At 40.0% G+C, this 23,860-nt stretch carries 25 protein-coding genes, 1 tRNA gene and 2 pseudogenes; 20 read left to right on the forward strand and 8 right to left on the reverse strand.

All coding sequences use genetic code 11. The features are described from left to right. Positions 1-753: 753 nt before the first annotated feature. The gene (locus EI162_RS06155) at positions 754-2,112 is read left to right on the forward strand and encodes a valine--pyruvate transaminase (RefSeq protein WP_192523528.1); all 1,359 of its coding nucleotides are present in this window, start codon (positions 754-756) and stop codon (positions 2,110-2,112) included. Positions 2,113-2,160: 48 nt separating this feature from the next. Here EI162_RS06155 and EI162_RS06160 read toward each other — a convergent pair whose 3' ends face one another. The 4 genes from EI162_RS06160 to hisB form a co-directional block, all read right to left on the reverse strand. Further along, positions 2,161-2,550, reverse strand: coding sequence for a hypothetical protein (locus EI162_RS06160; protein WP_192523529.1), 390 nt, complete (start codon positions 2,548-2,550; stop codon positions 2,161-2,163). A gap of 69 nt (positions 2,551-2,619) precedes the next feature. Then, positions 2,620-3,225 (reverse strand): hypothetical protein, encoded by a 606-nt coding sequence (locus tag EI162_RS06165; RefSeq protein ID WP_192523530.1) that lies wholly within the window; start codon positions 3,223-3,225, stop codon positions 2,620-2,622. 83 nt (positions 3,226-3,308) lie between these two features. After that, positions 3,309-3,953, reverse strand: a complete 645-nt coding sequence (hisH, locus tag EI162_RS06170) for an imidazole glycerol phosphate synthase subunit HisH (RefSeq protein WP_192523531.1) — start codon at positions 3,951-3,953, stop codon at positions 3,309-3,311. Continuing rightward, positions 3,954-4,607: an imidazoleglycerol-phosphate dehydratase HisB gene (gene hisB, locus EI162_RS06175; protein ID WP_192523532.1), complete on the reverse strand. Its 654-nt coding sequence runs from the start codon at positions 4,605-4,607 to the stop codon at positions 3,954-3,956. A 496-nt stretch (positions 4,608-5,103) separates the two neighbouring features. Between hisB and EI162_RS06180 the strand changes: the two genes are divergently transcribed. Both EI162_RS06180 and EI162_RS06185 read left to right on the forward strand, forming a co-directional pair. Beyond that, the gene (locus tag EI162_RS06180; protein WP_225736914.1) at positions 5,104-5,529 is read left to right on the forward strand and encodes a PanM family protein; all 426 of its coding nucleotides are present in this window, start codon (positions 5,104-5,106) and stop codon (positions 5,527-5,529) included. 123 nt (positions 5,530-5,652) lie between these two features. Then, positions 5,653-5,728: transfer RNA gene (locus EI162_RS06185), tRNA-Phe, on the forward strand. Positions 5,729-5,985: 257 nt separating this feature from the next. Here EI162_RS06185 and EI162_RS06190 read toward each other — a convergent pair. Next, on the reverse strand, positions 5,986-6,273 hold the full coding sequence (locus EI162_RS06190; RefSeq protein WP_192523533.1) for a hypothetical protein: 288 nt from the start codon (positions 6,271-6,273) through the stop codon (positions 5,986-5,988). A 476-nt stretch (positions 6,274-6,749) separates the two neighbouring features. Here EI162_RS06190 and EI162_RS06195 point away from each other — a divergent pair, with 476 nt between their 5' ends. Both EI162_RS06195 and ilvD read left to right on the forward strand, forming a co-directional pair. Continuing rightward, a complete protein-coding gene (locus tag EI162_RS06195) occupies positions 6,750-7,427 on the forward strand; it encodes a phosphoglycolate phosphatase (RefSeq protein WP_192523534.1) in 678 nt (225 codons plus the stop codon). Between the two features lie 140 nt (positions 7,428-7,567). Beyond that, positions 7,568-9,250, forward strand: coding sequence for a dihydroxy-acid dehydratase (gene ilvD / locus EI162_RS06200; RefSeq protein ID WP_192523535.1), 1,683 nt, complete (start codon positions 7,568-7,570; stop codon positions 9,248-9,250). Between the two features lie 103 nt (positions 9,251-9,353). Here ilvD and EI162_RS06205 read toward each other — a convergent pair. After that, positions 9,354-9,797, reverse strand: a pseudogene (locus tag EI162_RS06205) (ATP-binding protein); the annotation flags it as partial. Positions 9,798-9,937: 140 nt separating this feature from the next. On the opposite strand from EI162_RS06205, the gene EI162_RS06210 reads away from it, so the two are divergent. The 11 genes from EI162_RS06210 (at position 9,938) to EI162_RS06260 (ending at position 18,753) form a co-directional block, all read left to right on the forward strand. Further along, positions 9,938-10,582 (forward strand): TnsA endonuclease N-terminal domain-containing protein, encoded by a 645-nt coding sequence (locus EI162_RS06210; RefSeq protein WP_225736915.1) that lies wholly within the window; start codon positions 9,938-9,940, stop codon positions 10,580-10,582. Continuing rightward, positions 10,575-12,725: a Mu transposase C-terminal domain-containing protein gene (locus EI162_RS06215; RefSeq protein WP_192523537.1), complete on the forward strand. Its 2,151-nt coding sequence runs from the start codon at positions 10,575-10,577 to the stop codon at positions 12,723-12,725. Before EI162_RS06210 ends, EI162_RS06215 begins: the two co-directional genes overlap by 8 nt. Further along, positions 12,725-13,624, forward strand: a complete 900-nt coding sequence (locus EI162_RS06220; protein WP_192523538.1) for a TniB family NTP-binding protein — start codon at positions 12,725-12,727, stop codon at positions 13,622-13,624. Before EI162_RS06215 ends, EI162_RS06220 begins: the two co-directional genes overlap by 1 nt. Continuing rightward, positions 13,624-14,787, forward strand: a complete 1,164-nt coding sequence (locus EI162_RS06225; protein WP_192523539.1) for a TniQ family protein — start codon at positions 13,624-13,626, stop codon at positions 14,785-14,787. The genes EI162_RS06220 and EI162_RS06225 overlap by 1 nt, the downstream gene beginning before the upstream one ends. Then, positions 14,738-15,619, forward strand: coding sequence for a hypothetical protein (locus EI162_RS06230; protein ID WP_192523540.1), 882 nt, complete (start codon positions 14,738-14,740; stop codon positions 15,617-15,619). Before EI162_RS06225 ends, EI162_RS06230 begins: the two co-directional genes overlap by 50 nt. Positions 15,620-15,955: 336 nt before the next feature. Next, positions 15,956-16,060: an excalibur calcium-binding domain-containing protein gene (locus EI162_RS14915; protein ID WP_192523541.1), complete on the forward strand. Its 105-nt coding sequence runs from the start codon at positions 15,956-15,958 to the stop codon at positions 16,058-16,060. Positions 16,061-16,062: 2 nt separating this feature from the next. Continuing rightward, positions 16,063-16,413, forward strand: a complete 351-nt coding sequence (locus EI162_RS06240; RefSeq protein ID WP_192523542.1) for a hypothetical protein — start codon at positions 16,063-16,065, stop codon at positions 16,411-16,413. A gap of 78 nt (positions 16,414-16,491) precedes the next feature. Beyond that, positions 16,492-17,133: a TnsA endonuclease N-terminal domain-containing protein gene (locus EI162_RS06245; protein ID WP_192520017.1), complete on the forward strand. Its 642-nt coding sequence runs from the start codon at positions 16,492-16,494 to the stop codon at positions 17,131-17,133. Continuing rightward, positions 17,123-17,503 carry a hypothetical protein gene (locus EI162_RS06250; RefSeq protein ID WP_192523543.1) on the forward strand — a complete coding sequence of 127 codons (381 nt, stop codon included), beginning with the start codon at positions 17,123-17,125 and terminating at the stop codon, positions 17,501-17,503. The genes EI162_RS06245 and EI162_RS06250 overlap by 11 nt, the downstream gene beginning before the upstream one ends. 60 nt (positions 17,504-17,563) lie before the next feature. Next, positions 17,564-17,875: a transposase gene (locus EI162_RS06255; RefSeq protein WP_192523544.1), complete on the forward strand. Its 312-nt coding sequence runs from the start codon at positions 17,564-17,566 to the stop codon at positions 17,873-17,875. Beyond that, entirely contained in the window at positions 17,875-18,753 is an 879-nt protein-coding gene (locus EI162_RS06260; RefSeq protein WP_318779294.1) for an IS3 family transposase, read from the forward strand. The genes EI162_RS06255 and EI162_RS06260 overlap by 1 nt, the downstream gene beginning before the upstream one ends. Positions 18,754-18,789: 36 nt before the next feature. Here EI162_RS06260 and EI162_RS06265 read toward each other — a convergent pair. Then, positions 18,790-19,082, reverse strand: a pseudogene (locus EI162_RS06265) (transposase); the annotation flags it as partial. 42 nt (positions 19,083-19,124) lie between these two features. On the opposite strand from EI162_RS06265, the gene EI162_RS06270 reads away from it, so the two are divergent. The 4 genes from EI162_RS06270 to EI162_RS06285 all read left to right on the forward strand — a co-directional run bounded on the left by EI162_RS06270 (position 19,125) and on the right by EI162_RS06285 (position 22,504). Further along, positions 19,125-19,601: a SidA/IucD/PvdA family monooxygenase gene (locus tag EI162_RS06270; protein WP_192523545.1), complete on the forward strand. Its 477-nt coding sequence runs from the start codon at positions 19,125-19,127 to the stop codon at positions 19,599-19,601. A 26-nt stretch (positions 19,602-19,627) separates the two neighbouring features. Further along, positions 19,628-20,221 (forward strand): GNAT family N-acetyltransferase, encoded by a 594-nt coding sequence (locus tag EI162_RS06275; RefSeq protein WP_192520251.1) that lies wholly within the window; start codon positions 19,628-19,630, stop codon positions 20,219-20,221. A gap of 57 nt (positions 20,222-20,278) precedes the next feature. Then, positions 20,279-20,995, forward strand: a complete 717-nt coding sequence (locus tag EI162_RS06280; RefSeq protein WP_225736919.1) for a thioesterase II family protein — start codon at positions 20,279-20,281, stop codon at positions 20,993-20,995. Between the two features lie 111 nt (positions 20,996-21,106). After that, the gene (locus EI162_RS06285) at positions 21,107-22,504 is read left to right on the forward strand and encodes an MATE family efflux transporter (protein WP_192520252.1); all 1,398 of its coding nucleotides are present in this window, start codon (positions 21,107-21,109) and stop codon (positions 22,502-22,504) included. A 23-nt stretch (positions 22,505-22,527) separates the two neighbouring features. On the opposite strand, the gene EI162_RS06290 is transcribed toward EI162_RS06285, so the two are convergent. Then, positions 22,528-23,688, reverse strand: coding sequence for a siderophore-interacting protein (locus tag EI162_RS06290; protein WP_192520253.1), 1,161 nt, complete (start codon positions 23,686-23,688; stop codon positions 22,528-22,530). Positions 23,689-23,860: the final 172 nt, after the last annotated feature.

The following is a 23,860-nucleotide window of genomic DNA, read 5'->3' on the forward strand; positions in this document are numbered from 1 at the left end:
TTCTCGCTTGTGTCTTTATCTGGCTGCCGCTGATTTGAATTCTATACAGCCCCTAGTATTATTTTCATAATTATATTTTTCTAAACCATTTTTCAATCTCTTTATATTCTTATCTCTTTTATCTCTCAATACATTTTTTTCTTGTTCAGATAGTCTTACATGGTCATTATAAAACTTATTAAACTCTCTGGAGCAGTCGTACATATTGGTATTTCCTGTATTAAAACTTGCTCAAATCTAATAGATTTATATCTATTTTTTGATAACCAAGCAACTCTCTGTATTTGTGATTTGGCGTAGTAATGTGTTTCTAAATATTCTTTTGAAAACTTATCTTGTATTTACCATTATGAATATTTTGGTGCCAACAAGCAATAATATATACATTTAGGACGTCACCTATTGTCGTAAGTATTTGGATAGCTAAACTCATACTCATAAGTTGATATTTTTGGTATATGAACTAATTTTATTGTTTCTCAACGAATTAATGTTTTAATTATCACAACAAACATAGTTTTGATAAGCAATTTAGCTGCGCTTTGTGCCACACAATACACAACCATCAAAACGCCTTCTATTCATATAGATAACATTTTTTTCTTGATAGAACATATATTCATATAAACTCATATAATCCATGCAGTTTGCTTATTTATTGGGGCGATTACCTAGCCCTCATTTGATATACTAGCCCAACTTTATCGATTAAATAACACCTTATAAACTCCTCCAAAACAGCATGGTAGCCTTATGAAATTCTCAAAGTTCGGTCAAAAATTTACCCAGCCTACTGGTATCTCACAATTGATGGATGACTTGGGCGATGCGCTAAAAAGCGATCAGCCTATCAATATGCTAGGCGGCGGTAATCCTGCCAAGATTGAAGCGGTCAATGAGCTGTTTTTAGAGACTTATAAAGCGCTTGGTAATGATAACGATACCGGTGAAGCTAATAGTAGCGCTATTATTAGCATGGCAAATTACTCCAATCCTCAAGGTGACGCCGCCTTTATCGATGCGTTGGTCGGCTTCTTTAATCGTCATTATGACTGGAATCTCACGGCAGAAAATATTGCCCTGACCAATGGCTCACAAAACGCTTTTTTCTATTTATTTAACTTATTTGGTGGGGCTTTCAGTGATAATAAGCTTGATGAAAACAGTCAAGATAAAGACAGCCAGTCGGTAGATAAGTCTATTTTACTGCCGTTAACTCCTGAATATATTGGCTATAGCGATGTGCATGTGGAAGGTCAGCATTTTGCTGCCGTATTACCGCATATCGATGAAGTCACTCATAATGGCGAGGAAGGTTTCTTTAAGTATCGCGTCGACTTTGAGGCGCTAGAAAACTTGCCCGCGCTAAAAGAAGGTCGTATCGGTGCGATTTGCTGCTCACGCCCGACAAATCCTACTGGCAACGTCTTGACTGATGACGAAATGGCGCATTTAGCTGAGATTGCCAAGCGCTATGAGATACCGTTAATCATCGATAACGCCTATGGTATGCCGTTTCCTAACATCATTTATTCAGACGCCCATCTCACTTGGGATGACAATACGATTCTTTGTTTTAGCCTGTCTAAAATTGGCTTGCCCGGTATGCGTACCGGTATTATCGTTGCTGCGCCTAAAGTGATCGAAGCAGTCAGCGCGATGAATGCGGTGGTGAATCTAGCGCCAACGCGTTTCGGTGCGGCGATTGCCACGCCACTAGTCAACAACGACCGTATCAAGCAGTTATCTGACAACGATATTAAGCCGTTTTATCAGCAGCAAGCCAATACCGCCGTACGGTTATTAAAAGAAGCATTGGGCGATTATCCACTAGCGATTCATAAGCCTGAAGGCGCGATTTTCTTATGGTTATGGTTTAAAGACTTGCCAATTAAAACCGTTGAGCTGTATGAGCGTCTAAAAGAAAAAGGTACACTCATTGTGCCAAGTAAACACTTTTTCCCCGGTGTCGATGTGAGCAATTACCAACACGCGCACGAATGTATTCGCATGAGTATTGCCGCTGATGAGCAAACGCTGATTGATGGTATTCAAGTGATTGGTGAAGTGGTTCGCGAGCTTTATGATGAGGCTAATAACCAGAAATCTTAATAAGCTATATCGCAAAGACAGTCATGATAAAAATAAAAAACGGACTTATTAATAGTCCGTTTTTTTATGTCGCTTAATCATAGGTTTAGGCTTATTGATTGGATGAAAAATTGGCGTCCACCTATTAAGCGCATAAAGCACGTAAGGTATTAGACAAGTATTCATCAGGTCGTGTAGGCTTGCCTTTATATCCACACTTTCTAACGCCAAAAAACCTTTTGGCACGATGATATGCCGATTATCCAAATACTCACCTGTTAATGCAACGCCAGTCACTAAGATTAGAGCGATGAACGATCTTATACCTTGATTTTTAAAAATCGGACGAAGTAAGATTAAACTTAATAGGTAAACGCTGATGCCCACATAAATATGCAAGGCATCTTTATCAAGTCCAGTGGCCGCTATCACGCCTATCTTAAAGGTAGTAAAATCCAATGATTTCTCTTTATTATAATAGTAAGTAGTTTAAGAAATACGAGTGATATAAGAGTCTTATAGATTCTATTACATCTTCGAGCCGACAACCTCACCTTGCTTATTAATAGTTATATAGTCAGTATTTTTCCATCCTGAATGTTCATTATCAAGCTGATTTATATCAGCCTTATAAGAGACTTTGGCTTGACCATTCTGAAATGGTTGAGCCGCTTGATACCGCGCAGGAATGACAATCTCATATGTGCTTTCATCAGCGTAGCCTATCAAGCCATTCTTTTTAAAGCGAAATAAACCATCTTCTGCATAATCCGGGCCGTTATCAAACCAATAGACATTATATAATTTCTCACCGCTGGCATTGAACCACTGATAACCCTCTTCTTTATGAGCTAAAATAAAAGGGGTTTTAAAGCAACCATCTTTAGGAACGTCAGAAAACAATGACAAAGTGTAGGTTTTTGCATGTAATAACAGAATATTTTGTGCATTGATAAGTTGCACGTAAGGATTATGCTTTTCTGATTTTTCTTCTATAGCATTAGTTAAGATATGTTGACCTTTGCTGTCTGCCAAACAGACACCTTTAGGTGTATCAATAGTGGCACACCCTTGAATGATAATAAACGCTAACGACATAACAAATATTAATGAAATGGGTTTTCTTTTATTCATGGGTGTTTTCTACTAAATTACTATAGCACTAGAATCTAAAAAATCCATACTCGTTCAATTAAGTTAGGGCATAGAAATACCTGCTAAACATCCCAATCTACAAAGTTCTTTAACAGCTGTAAGCCTGCGGTATGGCTTTTTTCTGGATGGAATTGAGTGGCAAATAGATTATCTTGCAAAATACTGGCACAAAACGGCTGACCATAATCACAGACGGCCGCCACTTGCGAGCTATCAGCAGGATCGCAATAATAGCTATGTACAAAGTAAAAATGCGCATTGTCCTCGATACCGTTCCACAATGGATGCTCAAAATCCATTCCACTGATGGTATTCCAGCCCATATGCGGTACTTTGATGGTCGCGCCCTGCTCATCTTTCCACGTTGGATCAAACGCTTCTACAGAGCCATCTAGGATGCCCAAGCACTTTGTACCACCATTCTCAGCAGATTGCTCAAATAACGCCTGCATACCGACGCAAATGGCCATGACAGGCTTATTAAAGATAGCATGGCTTATCACCTCATCAATACCCGCTTCATGCATGCCTATCATACAGTCACGCATGGCACCGACACCAGGAAACACAATCTTGTCCGCCGCCGCGACCACCTTTGGGTCGTTGGTGATAGAAACTTCGGCACCGACAAGCGTTAGCGCCTTGCCGACAGAGTGCAAGTTTCCCATACCATAGTCTAATAATGCTACCTTTGTGGCTCGACTCATCTAAAACGCCTCTTTAGTCGATGGCAAGGTATTTAACGCGCGCTCATCATACTCGCAAGCCATACGTAGGGCGCGCGCAAAGGCTTTAAAGGTACACTCAATTTGATGATGGCTGTTTTTGCCTTTTAAATTATCTAAATGCACCGTCATCCATGAGTGATTCACAAAACCATAGAAAAACTCACTGAATAAATCAACGTCGAAATTACCGACATGTGAGCGCGTGAATGGGATATCCATATGCAAACCCGGACGACCTGATAAATCAACCACTGCTCGTGTTAATGCTTCGTCTAGTGGCGCATAGAAATGCCCATAACGACGAATGCCCTTTTTATCACCTAGCGCTTTTGCAAACGCCTGTCCAAGGGTGATGCCCGTGTCTTCAACGCTGTGGTGATCATCAATAAAAGTATCGCCATTGCATTTAATTTCTAAGTCAAATAAACCGTGACGCTTAATCTGGTCAATCATATGGTCCAAAAACGGCACGCCCGTATCGACAGTGCCTTGACCGGTACCATCTAGATTGACGGTACAAGTTACTTGGGTCTCAGCAGTATTGCGGGTCACAGTCGCTGTACGTGCGGCATGACCGTAAAGATTTTTAGCAGTATTTTGGTCTTGAGTTTGTGCAGTAGAATTGGCTGTCATGGCTACTCTCTATAAATATAAAAGCAAACAATAAAATAGGGCTATCAATAAGCCCAACGTGTCCTCAATGTGAGAACCATAAAATATAAGAATAAAACGTTAATAGGTATAAATGAATCATTATGAATTGGCGATAGTCCGCTCTATCCTAGCGTAAAACATTAGAATAAGGGCAGACGATGCATTATCTATCCTTATCATAGCAAACCCTAAGATTTACTGCCACGACCAAGCAGTAAACTACAGGCAAATTTGCCCCTTTCTGCTAAAATAGTGCATCCAGTATTATCAATCATTGCGCTATAGTCAGTCCTAAATAAAAGAAATACAGACATTATGAGGCGCTACTGGGATTAATTTTTCTTGCTTGCTGTGCCTACGCAGACAGAGGCTGCGAATAATTAATCCCAGTAGCACGGTATTCTTTTAAAAGTGGATTCACTATATACTCATTACATCATGCTAGATAAACATTTGAAATATTTAATAGGAAGCTATGATGCCTTTAGAAGCGATTGCCATTAACGATTTGCAAACTCCTTTGATGAAAAAACCAACTCGTGAGAATGAGTTAGCAGAGCGCTTGCAAGCATTGTATGACAGCGATGATAACCAGCCTGATGGCGCTGACGTATTGGCACTTATTGAGCAAGGTTTTAAGCGTGGTCAGACTCTATATGTCGGGATGTTTAATGATAAACCTATCGCTGCGGTTGGCTGTTTTGACGATGGACAGACCGACGCCAAGCGCCTGCAGTACCTTACTGTGCATTCAGAAAACCGTAAACGTGCCATTGATGCTAAATTTATCAAACTGGTTTACGATGCCGAGGTCAAAAAAGGCGTACGTGAATTTGTCCCTGTCGATGCGGACATTCACCGCATTATGAGCGAGTACGAGCTGCTGCGTGTTAAGGATTAATTTTAGCGCTAAAAAGCGATATTTTGATAAATAATTCATTATTTTTACTCTTTTATCGCATAAAATGCAAAAACCGCTTGACAGTAACGCCTATATTTAGTTTAATAGCGCCTCAACGAAGACGGCTCGATAGCTCAGTCGGTAGAGCAACGGATTGAAAATCCGTGTGTCGGCAGTTCGAACCTGCCTCGAGCCACCATTCGTTTAAGAATTCTAAAAAGGCCCCAGACATTTATGTTTGGGGCCTTTTTTTATGTCTGAAGAACTATCTATAGTCAGTGAAACGTAAAATCGATACATCACGTACTGCAGGTACCGTTTTTTTCTTGCTTGCTGTGCCTACGCAGACAGAGGCTACAAAAAAACCATACCCGCAGTATCGTAGCGCTTTTAAAGTATTTTAACTATATCTGAAAAACTTGTCATGACAGGCACTCGGTTAAGGCAAGCCTTTCGTTATGACAAACGTCTTCTTAATAACAACTCACAACGCTCACGCGAATCCAAATCATAAACCGTCGCGCGATAGTCAATACCGTGACGCCCTTCAAAAAACACCACCCGATCGCCCACTGCTAAAAAACAAGAAGTGCGGGCATCATAAATAAAGCCGTCAATCACAAACGCCAAATCGCGATCTATCTCGCGCACCGTATAAGTCTCACCTTGCGGAACTAAACGCTCAAACCATGCACTATGGGCGGTATTTATAGTTAGCACACTGACGAGTAGCAGCACTGCCATTATGAGCACATTATTTAACGACACCCTAAAATCTGACCTAGCTATACAAGCTTTGTTTCTGGTACTTCTATTCACTTTCATAACCTTCTCAATAAATACTTTTACTCAACACTCTATATGCTAAACATCTTCTGTCACGGTTGCATAACATTTTTATGCTGTTTTATAGATAGCTACGCTCAGTATACTTAATAACGGTAGTGATAGTAGAGATGAATAATGCTAGATATATAGTCAATCCACTATAAAACAAATACAGTAAATAAAAATGGGATTGTTGCCGCGAAAATACAGACTATTTAAAGATGAAAGCGGAACACCGCGAGCGCTATAAAGATATTGAATAGTAGCTGTTGAAATAGCAGTAAAAGTGAGTTCTATGGCTGACCTATGCTATGGTAATAAAGACTCTACATCGTAACTTTAAAAACTCATCACTTAAAAATAGAATAAATAATTCTAAATCGCGAGGAATAATGGATAAGCAACTTTTAATTTTTGACTTCGACGGGACTTTAATTGATAGCGTACCGGATTTGGCTGATGCGACCAATGCGATGCTGACTACGCTGGGCAAAACACCCTATCCTATCGAGACCATTCGTAACTGGGTGGGCAACGGCTCAAAAATGCTGGTTGAGCGCGCCTTGGTTGGTAAAATAGAAGTGTTAGAAGATGAATTAACGGTCGAGGCAACTGATCATGCCGAACAGGTGTTTTTTGATGCTTATAAAAATATTAGCGGTAGCAAAACGGTCGCTTACTCCAATGTCGACAGCGGGCTAAAAAAACTACAGGCAGCAGGGTTTAAGCTGGCATTGGTGACCAATAAGCCGATTCGTTTTGTACCAAAAATATTGCAATCCTTTGGCTGGCAAGACTTGTTTAGCGAAGTGCTTGGCGGCGATAGCTTGCCCACTAAAAAACCAGATCCTGCGCCGCTGCTGCATGTTTGCGCGGCTTTAAGCGTAACTCCAGCACAGGCGGTCATGATTGGTGACTCCAGAAACGACATCTTGGCAGGACAAAATGCCAATATGGATACGCTTGGACTGTCATACGGCTATAACTATGGGCAGGATATTCGTGAGCTTAACCCTACCGCAGCGTTTGATGATTTTGCCGCTTTGGTTGAATATCTTTTAAAAGGTTAAGGTATATTCATAATTATTAAAATAATAAGAAAACAACTTTTTACCCTATCAACCTTTCACCCTATATAATTGCAAGCTGTGACTGGCCTTTATTTATACTGAAACAAGCCAATAAACGGTTTCGCTATTGGAGACAGAAAATGAATAAAAAAGACGACAGCAACAGAAAATATTCTTCTATTTTGGTCGATGGCATTCAAAAAGCACCAGCGCGTTCTATGCTGCGTGCGGTCGGTTTTACGGATGACGATTTTAAGCGTCCGCATGTGGGGATTGCCTCTACTTGGAGCCAAGTGACGCCTTGTAATATTCATATCAACGGCTTAGCTGATGAAGTGGCTAAAGGCGTTTATTTCGCCTATGGCAAACCCATTATTTTCAATACCATCACCATCTCTGACGGTATCGCTAACGGTTACCAAGGCATGAAATACTCCTTGGTATCGCGTGAAGTGATTGCTGATTCTATTGAAACCGTCTCAGGCTGCCAAGGTCATGACGCGATCATTGCTATTGGCGGCTGCGATAAAAACATGCCGGGTTGCCTTATCGCCATGGCGCGCTTAAACCGTCCTTCGCTGTTTATTTATGGCGGTACCATCAAGCCGGGTAAAAACCACACGGACATCGTTTCTGTATTCGAAGCCGTCGGTGCCAATGCCCGCGGCGATATGACCGAAGAAGAAGTGTTAGAAATTGAAAGAACGGCCATCCCTGGCCCTGGCTCTTGCGGCGGCATGTATACCGCCAACACCATGGCATCAGCGATTGAAGCCTTGGGCATGAGCTTACCGGGTAGCTCGGCTCAAGAGGCCATATCTCCTGAAAAACGCGAAGACTGCCGAAAAGCAGGTGAAGCGATCCAGTGGTTAATCGACAACGACATTAAGCCTAGCGATATTATGACGGGTAAAGCTTTTGAAAACGCGATTACGATGGTTATTGTGTTGGGCGGCTCAACCAACGCGGTTCTACATCTGCTCGCTATGGCCGATGCGATTGACGTAGCGCTCAACATTGATGACTTTACCGAAATAGGAAAGCGTGTGCCGGTATTGGCCGACTTACGCCCATCTGGTAAATACTTAATGTCTGAGTTAATAGAAATTGGTGGTATTGCTCCATTAATGAAGCGTTTACTGGCAAAAGGTTTACTGCACGGCGACTGCTTAACCGTTAATGGTAAAACCATGGCTCAAAACCTAGCTAACGTAAAAGACTACCCAGAAGACCAAGACATAATCCGTCCGTTCGACAAACCAATCAAAGCCGACAGCCACTTGCGCATATTACGCGGCAACATTGCACCGACTGGTTCGGTGGCGAAAATCAGTGGCCAAGAAGGGACTCAGTTCACTGGTACCGCCCGTGTGTTTAATTCTGAAGAAGACTCTATGAGCGCTATTTTAGATGGCACTGTTGTGGCGGGTGATGTGGTTGTGATTCGTTACGAAGGCCCTAAAGGTGGCCCAGGTATGCGTGAAATGCTGTCACCTACCTCGGCCATTATGGGCCGTGGATTAGGCAATGACGTGGCGTTAATTACCGATGGCCGCTTCTCTGGTGGTAGTCATGGCTTTGTCGTTGGCCACATCACCCCTGAAGCCATGGTTGGCGGCCCGATTGCGATTATTGAAAACGGCGACACCATTACTATTGATGCCGACAATAATGAAATCAATCTAAACATCAGCGAAGAAGACATTGAGAAGCGTTTAAGCACGTGGAAAGCACCAGAACCAAATGTAAAACGCGGCGTACTGGCTAAATATGCCAAAACGGTTGGCAGTGCCTCAGAAGGTGCCATTACCGATAAGTATTAATCGTTATTAAAAACACCTTGGGCCAAGGAATGCCTAACATGTCTGGGGTGTTTTTCTTTTGTTTAATCCCTTCTAAAATCTCCCGCAAAGTATTAATAATGAATTACTTACTGCGATAGCTCAATGCTTCCGATACATGGGCGCTGGTGATATCGATACTGTCGGCAAGATCGGCAATAGTGCGAGCAACGCGCAATACCCGATGATAGCCACGGGCGGATAAATTCAGCCGTTGCTGAGCAAGCTGTAACAGTTGCTGTTCACCTTCACCTAACTGGATATATTTATCAATCTCGCTAGGGCTAAGCTCATTATTTACTTTTTGTTGTCTTGCTAGCTGGCGTTTATGAGCAGTTGAAACCCGACTCCTTACCTTTTCTGAGGTTTCGCCTGCCTGAGCGTTTTGTAAGTCAGCAATCGGTAATGCTGGCACAGTAATGTGCAAATCGATACGATCGAGCAGCGGCCCTGAGAGCTTATCTTGATAGCGCTTAATCTGTTCAGGTCGGCAGCGACAACGCGCTGAGCCATCACCATCATAGCCACACGTGTAATAATCCCAAATTACTGGCACAATACCCTTCAATATCACCTCTTTTCTATTCCAATACCTACCAATTAAATGACAAACATATACCAAATAGCTGTCATAAAATTTAATAAATGCTAAATAAGCGACAAATTATTATGAGACAAATGCGCAAAATAAAACCGACTAGAATGAGCGTATCAGGAAGAATTCCATATAAAGGCAGATCATTACCTTATGAATCAACTTTAGAACGCGATTTAATCACAGTTCATGCCTTTCGAGAAGACGTGGAGGATATAGTTGCTCAACCAATTACTATACCCTTCGTCAAGAATGGTATTACTTATAAGTACACCCCTGACTTTTTTATCAAGTTCGTAGAAGGCTCTGGTAAGCCAAATATGATTATTGAGGTTAAACCACATGATCTATGGCAGGCGAACTGGAGAGACTGGTCAGATAAGTGGAAGACGATGCAGCGCTACTGTAAAGACAATGGTTATGTATTTCATATCTATGATGAGAGTCGTATCAAGAATACAGCTTTAGACAATATCAATCTCTTAATGAAGTTCAAAAACTCTGCAATCGAAGAAGAGGATAAGGAAGCGGTTTTAAAGCAGGTTAGGCTTATGGGTACAACTACCATAGATTACCTATTAACCCGTTTTTACATAGGCTCTTTCTTGCGAAATCACGGATTACGAGTAATTTATCATTTACTTGCTACTAAACGATTAAAATTCAATTTATTCCTTAAAATTAATGACTTAACAGAGGTATGGGTGGATTATGAATAATAGTAGAATTATAGAAGCTGATTCATCTATCTTCGACAGGCATTTAGATGATTTTCAAAAACTAGGTATCGATGTAGATACAATAAATGAGTCAACACCAACAACGAAAGGGTATGGTTTCATGATTGACCATGATGATGAGGGTTTAGATAGATTTGAAATCAGGCGTGGACGTATTGATTTGCGTAAAGGAAAAACCTATCTAAATAAGTCTGATAATAAACACTATGAGCTAGTCGAGTACTTAAACGAGAGTACAGAGGTCGTAGTTCGTAGTGTTGAAACGGGTAAAACCAGTATTGTTAACATACAAAGTTTGTCAAATATTAAAGATCAGAATAATGATCATATCAATGTCGATATCAGTGCTATTGGCGATGAAGAGTGGCAAAAAGCACAGTCGAAGTTTGAGGCGATCAAACCTATTATCAATACTGAGCATAGCCATAATCATCGAAAATTGATAATGAAACGCTCAAAGGAGATTAATGTTTCAATTCGTTCATTATACCGCTGGATTAAGCAGTATCAGGCTGTTGGTTCTATTGCAGGACTGGTAGAGAAAAAGCGAGGTTGGAAGGAAGGTGACTCACGTCTAACCAAGGCTCAGGACGATGTTATTCAAAGAGCTATAAAAGCATTTTATTTGACTAAGCAAAGGGCTAGTTTAGAGCAGACTTATCGTGAAGTTTTTCGACTTTGCTCTATGGAGAAAATCGATAAACCAAGTAAAAAAGCTATTAAATTACGCATTGATCAAATTTCAGAGTATGAACAGCTTAAAAAGCGTGGCCAAATAGAGCAAGCTAGAAAAAAATTCAAACCCACGCCTCATTCTTTTCCTAACGCAGATTACCCATTGAGCGTGATTCAAATAGACCATACACCTGTTGATTTGATGCTAGTCGATAACGAACACCGGAGATCCATTGGTAGACCATATTTGACACTAGCTATCGATGTCTATAGCCGAATGATTACGGGGTATTATTTATCATTAGATCCACCGTCAGCAACCTCAGTTGCAATGTGTGTCGCAAGAAGTATCTTACAAAAAGAAAGCCTTTTACTTGAGCATGGTATTGATCATACAGAATGGCAAGTGTATGGCTATCCCCAAAAAATACACGTTGATAATGGTGCTGACTTTCGATCAAACACCTTGGCTCGTTCGTGCGAAATTCATGGGATTAACCTTGAATTTAGACCAGTAGCAAGACCTCAGTTTGGTGGACATATTGAACGTCTCATTGGTACGTTTATGAAAGAGGTTCATGGCATCAACGGTACAACATTTTCTAATATTAAGGAAAAAGACAATTATGACTCTGAAAAAGAAGCAACACTTACCTTAGATGAATTTGAGGTTTGGCTTCTTACCTTTATAACCAAGGTTTATCACAAGCGAATCCATAGCACTTTAGGGCGAAGTCCTACGGAAAAATGGTATCTAGGTATTCATGGAGATGGTGAAAGCATTGGTACAGGCTTACCATCATTACCAGAAGACTCAAAAACCTTACTATTAGACTTCATGCCAAGTTTTGAGCGAACCATCCAGCATTTTGGCGTGACTATAGACTCCTTACGCTATTACGACCCCTGCTTAAATATTTTTATTAACGCCAAAAATAAAGATGGAAGTAAGAAACACTTCTTATTCAGACGTGATCCAAGAGACATTAGTAAAATTTGGTTCTACGATCCAAGTTTACACCAGTACTTTACAATCCCCTTTGCTAACCAGCAGCTACCAAGTATGAGTCTGTGGGAATATAAACAGATTCGTAAGCAGATTTCTGATAAAGGGAATGAGTATATAAATGAACATCAAATTTATGAAGCTTTAACCGAGATGCGAGACTTAATCGAAGATTCTTCTAAAAAAACGAAGTCTGCTCGTAGACAAGCGCAACGTCAAAAGACACATGCAAAAAGTCAAACTATCGTAGCCAAAACAATAATGGCGAGTAAAAGAAACAATGCCAATACTAGCAGCGATCTAGAACCGACTAACAGTGATGATATTCAAACAAACTTACAGCCATCAATACAAGCTTCTAAAAAACCTGAAAAGAGTGTCGTTGAACAAAATGGTCTACTTCTAGATACGACTGATTTTGATTTTGGAGATATTGAATAATGAATGAAATTATCACTGATAACAAAACGTCTTACCTCCATGTATATAAAGATTTCCGTCATCTTGTAGAATATTCTGATGACGATCGATTAGATTTTATTAACGAAGCTCGCTGGGTCAATTATGAGGTAGCAGACAATATAATTTTAGAGCTAAACGGACTTTTGAGGTTCCCAAAAAGACTAAGAATGCCTAACCTTTTAATAGTCGGTGATTCAAATAACGGCAAAACCAGTATTGCTCATCGTTTTTTTAGAAAACATGGCATGCCAATCGAAGAGAATGGCATTTTAGTCAAGCCTGTTATTTTTGCAAATGCTCCTTCAAGCACTAATGAAAAAGACCTCTATATGTCTATTCTAGAGGCACTTCATATGCCCTATAGAACGAAAGATTCAGCATCTTCATTGCTCTATCAAGTACTTCATTTATGCCGCGAGTATCAAGTCAAAATGATCATGGTTGATGAGCTTCATTCATTACTTACAGGTACACCAAGACAGCAACGTCAGGTAATGAATGCTTTGAAGACATTATGCAATGAATTACAGATACCGATTGTCGGTATTGGAACGCAGGATGCGAAACGTGTACTACACACTGATCCTCAGCACGCTAGTCGATTCGATATCGTAGAAGTCCCTCTTTGGAAATTAGATAAAAGATTTCAAGAATTACTTTTTCGACTCGAAAGTGTTTTTCCGCTTAAGAATCCATCAGAATTGCATCAACCCAAAACTGCTGCCCTTATTCATGCCGTTTCAAAAGGAAATTTAGGCAATATTCATAGGATTCTGTCAGTTTGCGCCAAAGATGCCATTCTTAGTGGCACAGAACAAATTACCGAAGGCATTCTGACTAAAAATAAAGATGTTCGCTCAACCGAAGGACTCAGGTAATGGTTAGCGTAAAACCATTACCCGTTGCTACGCCTCTTTTAGATGATGAAAGCATAAGCTCATGGTTACTACGGGTATCTTTAAATCAAGGCTGCGACCTTTCTACAATTCTTTTTTATCACTGGTCTAAATACAATTTGCGTCATCATGATTTTGATAAAGGCTTTAATCATATTAATAAGCAAATACATCAAGATATGGCTGTACTTGCTCAAACTGATACTAAATTTTTTGATAATAGAAGCTTGATACAGTTCAATGAAGATATTGGATTAGAGTATCGACCAAATATTAGCCTTACTTGGGTGTTACCTATTCCCAAATTTCATTCTAAAACGATGGTAGGCCATCAATATTGCGCTCAATGTATGCAAGAGGACAAAAGTGCGTATTTGAGATTAAAGTGGCGATTTAGTTGGATTGTTTACTGTGAACAGCACTTAATTTCACTACAAAGTTCGTGTTCTAGCTGCGGATTGCCGTATCAACCACATTTGATCAAAGCGAATCACCGATTTATCAATAGATGTCCTCATTGTCGAGAAAAGCTAAGCGCTGAAGCAGTAAATCAACTTTTATGTACAGATGCTTATGAGTTTCAACTGAAGGCTGAACAAGTATTGAGCGCTAATCAAGCAATAGTTTTTGGACATTCAATAACTTCTGGTGACTGGTTTGAGCTGACATTATTTTTCATCAACCTCATAAGAAAGAGTACTTTAGAAAAAGAATTAATCTATAAAAATTTAGTAGAAACCCTTGGTATATGTGGTATCGATGGTCTTAGGCTAAGCAAAACTAGAACGGGGCTAAAGTTTGATTACTTATCCTACGAGGAAAGAGTAATGCTTATCGCCTACGCCAACCAGATGCTCAAAATAAAATTTGATGACTGGCTATTAGCTTGTAAGAAAAATAATTTAACGCAAAATAGCTTTAGGTTGGGTAAGCGACCTATCATACCAAAAGCCTTTTTACCTATCTACAATGAGCTTCCTTCAGCTGTAAAGCGTCAAATTAAAGCAAACAGGATATCTGCTAAACCTAAGTCAGCAAGGGCAGTTAATAATTCTTGGGAAAGAATGCAATTACGAATTGAGAAGTTGAAAATATATGATAAATCAAAACCCAACAAGAGAGCTAGAAGAGCAACTAAGTCATAGTATATTCCAAAGCTACACTGATTTTAGTAAATTTCTTCGTAGTCGGACGGGCAAAAGAAACTTCGTTGCCCCTGCATACAGGTTTGATGAGTTTTTCAAAGAATGCGACTTACAATGGGGCAAGATACCCTCCTATAAGATTATAACTCACACCTTTGATAATCACTTTGTCCAAAAAAATATGCCTGTACTTGGATGGCTTTTAAAAACTCGTCAAATCTTTGTCGATGATACAACAGAGCAAATTATTATTTCACAAGCAGCTATCCAAGAAATGTTCGTCGCCTTTGATGGTGATCCACCAAGCATACTGCAAGAATACTTACTTTTTTTGAATCAAAGACAGAAGCGTCGTCAGAGTAAGCCAAGTTCTGTTAGAACGGTCTTTCAACCCATAATTAGTTTATACCACCACTATGGCTTACAAGGCTGCCAAAAGCCGTCACAAGCTCAAATAGATAGGTACTTGATCAAGAATAAGGGACATATAACGGCTATGATTTCTTTTGTTCAATATTTAAACAATCATAGCCAGTTTAATCTCGTTTGTAAACGGGCATCTAAGCAAATACCAATTAAGCCAGCTTATAGAATAGTTGGAGATAAGGATCGGCAAAAATTTGAGAAGCGATTTATAGCACTAGCTATGTTAATCAGGCCGTTAAGCGATAAGGAAAAGATTCAGTGGATCAATTATGGTATTAGGTATTTTCATCGATTCCTCATCAGTATAAGAACGCTATCAGATGTAGATATCAAGCCATGTGACGAGTATGAGAATTTAATGCTAGTTCAATACGACAACAAACAATTTGCATTACCTAAATTTTAGTTAATTTTCAATAACTTGAATATGAGAGACTGCATAAAAATGCTTATTCAACGTTCAAGACTAAAGTTTACATATATAATATGTGTTCTTATTGAACAAATATAGAGTTTCTAGTGTAGAAGATAATTCGCCTTCTCTAGAAATTCTTATGGAAGGGTTTTATTTATGAAAAAATTAATTTTAGCAACAGTAATATCTGTCTTTGCAATGTAGTCAAACGGCACTGTTACTACTACTGATAATCCGTTTTATAATGCAGCTGAGGTTAATCATCCTCTGTTTGCTAAGGGCGCTGGTGGATCGCAAGGTAAAGGCTTACCGCGTGTTTGTGGTCAGATGGTTAGTTGTGAACAGGCCAAGCAAGCACTCAAGTGCGGTAATACCAGATTAGACCGCGATAAAGATGGTGTACCTTGTGAATCTATCTGTCCGGGCGGTTAAATATGAACCTACTTATTAAAGGTTTATGTTTAACTATCGCTGCTTCCTTAGTGGGATGCGGTGGTGGTTATGACGAGCTTCCCCCCAATCCTTCTGGCGTCATTGAAAGTAGCTCAGGATCTAATAATAGCGATAGTAGTGGAGATGACGGTGATAACGCCGTTAAGTGCTTTGAGGCTAACGTTCTAAACATCACAGGTATTCGTGTTATTGATGGTGACACTGTTGAGGTCACTCCATTGTCAGAGCAAAGTGAGCGCTGTCACTTCCCATATACCATGTCAATTATCCACCAAAAAATCTTCTCTTCAGAGAAACTTTACCATCAAACTCTGTCACTATTTTACGACTAACCTTGTCAAAAAGGTTTTTCTTATCGATAAACCTTGTCAAAAAAGAACATAATACACTTACTACCAAAGGATTTTTATATGAAACAAGTTCGTAAAATTAAACCCACCTACAGAAGTATATCGGGCCATTTCGCTTTTATGGGTGAGTCAATAGCTTATGAATCTACTTTAGAGCGTGATTTTTTACGCTATCAGACTTTCAGAAAGGAAGTCATAGACATAGTGCCACAGCCAGTCTCTATTCCCTTTAAGAAAAATGGTCGTACTCACTCTTATACGCCAGACTATTTTGTACAACTTTCCGAGGACCACGGTAAATCAGTAATCGTTGAGGTTAAACCCAAATTAGAATGGCAAGAGAATTGGCGTGATTGGTCAGATAAATGGAAGGCAGCTATCAAGTATAGTAAAGATCAAGGCTTTAGATTTGCAATTTATGATGAAGATAGAATTCATCATCTAGCTTTTCACAACATCAACTTCTTGAGAAAGTACAAGAATTTATATGCAGCTCCTGAAGAAGTTAAAGCGGTGTTGGCAGATCTAGAACTAAGAGATAACACGACTGTCGAATACATCTTAGAAAGATACTTCAAAGGTGATATTTATCGCCCTAGAGGTCGTCAGTTTATATGGTATCTGATGGCGAATAAGCTAATTGGATTTGACGTTTGGAACGATATACGTAGTGAAAAAGTGGAGATTTGGCATGCCGAATAACATGAAGAACTTAACCAATATGACTCGTGAAATTTTTTACGAGCGTCAACCTGAACGTAGTTATGTTCAACTTGCTCTAGGTGGTGTTTATACAAATAGGCAAGACAAACAAGACTACCAATTAATTGAATTCATGGATGATATGAATCAGGCTTTATTTAAAAAGCTATCTAATCAGCGCAATAAAGTTATGAGTATCCATGACTTTCAAAATATTGTTGATACTAATAATGTGACTATTAAGTTTGATATCAACGAAGTCAGTGATGATGACTGGAAAAAGGCGCATGAAAGATACATTGCTATTAAGCCACTTTTAAACTCAACCTCTATAACGCTTGATGAACGCGCTAGTGAGGTGGATGTGTAGTGGCATAATTAAATTGGACAACTGCTAAGAGGCTATACTAACCCAAAGAAGGAAAATAGTATGACCAACAAACGCAACCAATATACCCGAGAATTTAAATTAGAAGCGATTAGCTTAGTCACTGATCACAACCGCACCATACCTGATGTGGCAAGCTCACTGGGTATTGGCAAATCTACCCTGCAGAAATGGCTGAGTCAGTACCGTCAAGAAATGAGTGGCCAAGTGCCTAAAGTCGGCAACGCTTTAACGGATGAACAGCGCGAGCTTCAAGAATTGCGTAAGCAGGTTAAGCGGCTGACTATGGAGCGCGACATATTAAAAAAGGCTTCTGCTCTGCTGGCCTTGGACAGCCTGAACGGCTATCGCTGATAAGCAAGCTTGCAGAGCAAGACAAACGGGCCAGTAAAAGCCTTTTATGCAAGTTGTTTGGGGTATTGAGGAGCAGTTACTACTATGGACTAAAGCCCAAGCCCATCAGCCTTGAAGCCGTCAAAACTAAAGCATTAGTCCGCCAAATATTTAACGACTCAAAGCGCTCAGCAGGCGCTCGCAGCATTGCCGCTATACTAATGAATGAACACGGCATCAAGCTGACCCGTTATATGGTAGGTAAACTTATGAGCAGCATGGGGCTTAAAAGCTGTCAGTTAAAGACGCATAAATACAAGCACTGTGATGAAGAACACAAAGCTCATGACAACATACTGAACCGTAACTTTAGCCCCACATCGCCCAATCATGTCTGGACAGGTGATGTCACTTATGTTCGCATTAAAGGCGGCTGGTGCTACCTAGCTATCGTTTTAGATTTATATGCTCGTCGTATTGTTGGCTTTGCTGTATCAGATTCGCCTGACAGTATGCTGACAACCAAAGCGCTGCAGATGGCGTATCAGTCGCGCTTAAAGCCAAGTGGGGTGTTGTTTCACTCTGATCAAGGCACCCATTACACTAGCAAGAAGTTTGCTGAATCTGTGGCAAGTTGTAATGGCATGAAGCAGAGCATGAGCCGAAAAGGTAACTGTTGGGACAACGCGCCAACTGTAAGGTTCTTCAGGAGCTTTAAAACAGAATGGATGCCAAAGGGCGGTTATGAGAATATTGCTGAAGCTCGGACTGCCATTATTGATTATATTTGGGGCTATTATCAGTCAGTGAGACCACACCGTTTTAATGACTATTTAACACCGCTAGAAAAAGAGAAACGCTACTTTAACAAAAACCTCTTATCAGGTGTCCTAAATTAGTTGACCACTACAGCTACGATCTTCAATATAGTGACAAGCCATCTGCCGGCGCCTTTGGGGCGCTACCACTTTTTTGACATAGCATCCTGTAGGATGTCGGATTTAAGACATTCATCAGCGTACATCTTCTTTAAGCGGGCATTTTCAACTTCAAGCTCTTTAAGACGGCTGATAAGTGTGGCGTCCATACCACCATATTTAGATCGCCAGTTGTAGAAGGTGCTTTGGCTGATGTTATGCTCACGGCAGAGCTCGGTAATAGGGACACCTTGTTCGGCTTGTTTTAGGATGTTGACGATTTGGTTGTCGCTAAAGCGTGTCTTTTTCATAGGATTCTCCTGCTGATGTATTCTAGCAGTTACTCTCTATTTATGAGTGTTCTTATTTATTGGGGGGATTACCATATCAAAGCGAAAAAAAGTCCGATTAATGTCAACATGCTCATTAACGTACGCTTGAACGATGTAGAGAAAAAAAATGACCAGACACTCTCCTTGCAACTGAATCATCTAGATTTAAATAAAGAATTTAAGATGGATACCCAAGCACTGATTTTAGCACTAGGCTACGAATATAAAACACCAGAATTTATCCATTCTATCTCTGAAAAAATCAATAGAGATGACACGGAGGGGCGTTATCAAATCGCTCGGAACTATAGCATAGATGATGACGAAACTATCTTTGTGCAAAATGTTGGCTTGTATTCTCATGGTATCTCTGTGCCGGATCTCGGCATGGGATGTTATAGAAACTCGATCATCATCAACCAAATATTGGGTGAAGAATATTATCAAGTAGAGAAAAAAATAGCGTTCCAAGACTTTCTACCCAAAGCATTACAATAGCCTTACTATAATAAAGAGAGCTTGATATGCCAAACCTATCGCAAATATTGCCAAATAATTATGAAAAAAAAATAGCGGACACAGTATATGGACTAAGGCAAATTCAATACCCCGACGATATGCCACTGATATATGACTGGATGCATAAAGAACACGTTATCCCGCAATGGCAATTAAATGAGCCGATGCCTAAACTACTGGCCTACTATGAAAAGATGATTGTAGACGACCATCAAAAGCTTTATTTCATAACGATAAATGGTAGGGCTGTGGGGTACATTGAAGTGTATGAAGCGGCCCGAGATCGTGTCCGTTTATATTATGATATTAAGGCGGCAGATATGGGCTTTCATATCCTACTAGGAGAAACGGACGTCGTCGGTAAAGGCTATGCTAAACCCATTATACGGTGCCTAACGGATTTTATATTCCAAAACAGTCGCGCTCGTAAAGTTATCGTAGAGCCTGATAGCAAGAATAAACCCATGTCGAAGATCTTGAACGCTTTGTCTTATGAGCCTCAAGGTGAGCTTGATATGCCCGAAAAAGTGGCAATGTTATATTTTTGCTACCGGGACACTTTCTATAACGCTCAAAATACGTCACCGGTAAGCGCTTAAGGCGTCATCAATGATAAAAAACGTAGGGTACAAAAGGAAAGCATGACGACATATGATATGTATTGTTTACCGCCAGCAGGGAGTAGCTCTATGTTGTATAGCGCTTGGCAAAAACTACTCCCAAGCTATCTTAATGTGATACCAGTAGAATATCCAGGCCATGGTATTAAAATGAGCACGCCATTATGCGATTGTCCAGACGTTCTTGCCCAAGAAATCGCTGAAAATATCAATCGAGACGTTAGCAAAAGACAGCACTCTTTTGCACTTTTTGGGCATAGTTTGGGAGCAGCGTTACTCTGGAAAGTCATTAATTATTTAGATGCGTCTACTCGCCCCTTTCTTAGTCTCATTATCGTCAGTGGTAGACCAAGCTATCAGCATACTCGGCATATGCCACTCAAGCATTTATTAACGGATGAGGAGTTAATTGAGGCATTAACGCATTATAACGGCACACCAAAAGCAATTCTTGACAACAAAAACACCTTATCTTTCTTTTTACGTATTTTGCGTAATGATTTTTTAGTGAACGATAGATTATTAGCAGACAATCCAAAGAAGACCACCGTGCCGCTACTGGCATTATATGGCGATGACGACACGGATATAGCTGACAAGACCAAAATGGATGCTTGGTCAGCTTATAGTGAAAACTGGCTAGGAAGTTACGTTTTTGCAGGCGGTCATTTTTATTTTAACAATCGTGAGGTGTGCAAAGAGATGCTACAAATAGTCACTTATGCCATTGAGTATACAACAACTACCATCTGATATATCGAACCGTATATAAGAACGCAGCATAAGTACCCAATATAAAAGCTGGTATCCGCCCAGCATTTAGTAATAAACCCCTATCGCCTTATTTTTTGAAGCCTATTTAAAATGACAAACTCTACCATCATTAAACCTATTTTAAAGCTTGCTATTCCATTGATACTCATACAGCTTTGCCAAGCCTCGCTCGGTATCGTTGATGCGATGGTTGCTGGACAATATAATTATAAAGATCTAGCCGCCGTGGGTTTAGGCAGTGCCATATGGACACCTGTCTTTCTTTTTTTTACGGGTGTGTTATATGTCTTTGTTCCTAAATTTGCCGCCCTTAACAATACTGTTGATACCAATAACGCCGATGCCAATAACATTTATCACGGCAATACACATATAGCGGCTCAAAAGCTCTTTTTACATGCCAAAAACGTTGCTTTTTGGCTGTCTATTATTGGATTCGTAATCATTGAACTATTAGCCTTTTCAGTCACTTGGTTTATTCAAGATGACGAGGTCAGTTTAATCACGAGAAATTATTTAATGTTTGTTGGCCTTGGGATGCCAGGTATTATTCATATGCTTATGTATAGAATAACGGGTGAAGGGAATAGTACCCTAAAACCTATTGTTTTAGTGAGCTTTCTACTGGTTATTATGAACGCTTGTCTGAATGTTATTTTTATCCATGGTTTTTTAGGGTTTCCTGAAATGGGTGGGATGGGATGCGGACTGGCGACGGCAGTAAGTGGGTATATCGCTTGTATGTTTTTAAAAAAACAGATTACTCAACAGTTACCTTGGGTTGCCAGTGCTGGTCATTCGGTCTCTGGTAATAATGTTTCTGTAGACAAACAAGATAGTAAACGCTTACTCATAGAAGGATTGCCCATTGGTTTTTCTTTTTTACTCGAAGTCATGGCGTTAACCGTGTTGGCTTTTTTAATCTCCACCTACAGTATTCGGCACATTGCTGCGCATCAAATTGTTTTAAACATCACCTTGGTTGCGTTTATGATTCCTGTGGCTATTGCGAATGCAACAACGATTCGCATCGCCTACTTTAATGGTATAGCGGATGCGTCAAACGCTGCAAAAGTGGCAATATTCACCCTGTTGGTTACGGTGGTGTATGCAACGATTATGGCCGCCTTATTAGTCGTTTACGATGATAAGATAGTGGGCTATTTTACCAATGACGATGGCGTAAAAGAGATAGCCACCATTCTGATGACATATGGCGCTGCTTTTCAATTTTTTAGTGCCATGCAAATGCTCATCAGTGGTGTTTTACGAGGTTTTGAAGATTTCGTAAAACCCTTATTGGTGATACTTATCAATTATTGGCTATTTATTGTTCCCATCGTTATCCTCTCTATTAAATTTAATTGGATAATGAGACTGTGCGTTGAAGACATATGGTTATTAATGGTAGTGGGATTGGCGGTGTCGTCATTTGTTCTTGCCATAGTATGCCGAAGAAAGTTTAAACATATACAGCTAGGCAGCTAGGCTGGACTAGCCGCCTAGCCATATCAATCAGTAGTGGCTTTCCAATATCCTTTAATATGGTTCTGCTTGCCAGTTAACTGGCGCTCATTACGTAAATAATGACGCACGACTTTACACGCCTTGCTTTCAAACGCGCCCCATACCCCGTCTATAGACTCAATATCTTTTAATATCTCAAGGGTTTTTAATCCTTGTTGATTATATGGGCTGACAATACGATGAATAGTCGCTCCTACCGGAAATTCATTATCGTCAAAGTAATCTTGTTCTAACGGTTGTTGACTTAAGATAACAATATGAGGCGGTATATCGTTTTGCCAAAAGTCCAGAATACCCGCCAAAGCAGGATAAGCCGTTTCATCAGCAATTAACACCGTTTGCCCCTCCTGTAAATGCGCGTGCTTGTCATCGGTTTCTGTACGACTAAAAACAATATCGCCCAAATTTACTGTTTCAATCCATAAGCTACCTGCACTATTTCCATGCGTGAACACATCCATATAACCTTGATTATTAAAATCAGATTTTTTACTCTTCCAAGCCGAGCGTAGTGTGTACAGACGAATATCTTTATTGATGGTTTTTACAATCTTTTGCCTTCTATCACTAGATACTTTTTTAAGCAGCCATAAGAATGCTTGATTGCCTCGTTTTTTTACTTGTTTGTTAACCTGTTCTTTTATGGAGGTGGTTAGCGAGGTGGTTTGCTGCTTGTCTGCTACTGTCTGCTGAAGGGGGAGGGTATTCAGTACTTTTAGTATCATTCCATAAGCATAGCCGGCATAATTTTCTGGTAGCGGTGTCTCACTATGTAGCGTCAACCGCGTCATGTTTGGCGTTAATTTTTGTTTACCAATCACCTCAAAGTAATGCTTTTTATTACCTGTTAAATCGCGACCTTGCTCCGCCATCGCAGTATATGCCAAATAAAGCACCTGTTCTTCTAAATCACCTTCAAGTTTAAAATCGACAAACAACTCTTGGGCTTTATTATTTACCTGTGCTGATATCAGCATCCCTTCTTTATAAATATCTATAATAAGAGGATTTGTAATTGCTAAATCGGGGTAATAATACGCTGCAATCGCTTGTACTTCTTCGATATGGTCTTGATTAAGATGCTCGATGATGTCTAACTTGGCATCTATATCTGCTATCGGCGTAAAGGGGCGGGTGGCTGGCATAAGGTAACCTGTGCTGTGCTAGTGAATAGAATTTAGGGTTTATTAAACAATTAACGGACCCTAGCGTAATAGAAGAAAATGTGTAGAAGCGATACTATAGTTGCCCACCCTTAAAGAGTTACGATGTAAGACTCGCTTAGCCTACTACTGTAGTACTTGCAATTATCTGCCG

Origin of the sequence: Psychrobacter sp. FME6, assembly GCF_014861365.1 — a bacterium.
Taxonomy (GTDB): Bacteria; Pseudomonadota; Gammaproteobacteria; order Pseudomonadales; family Moraxellaceae; genus Psychrobacter.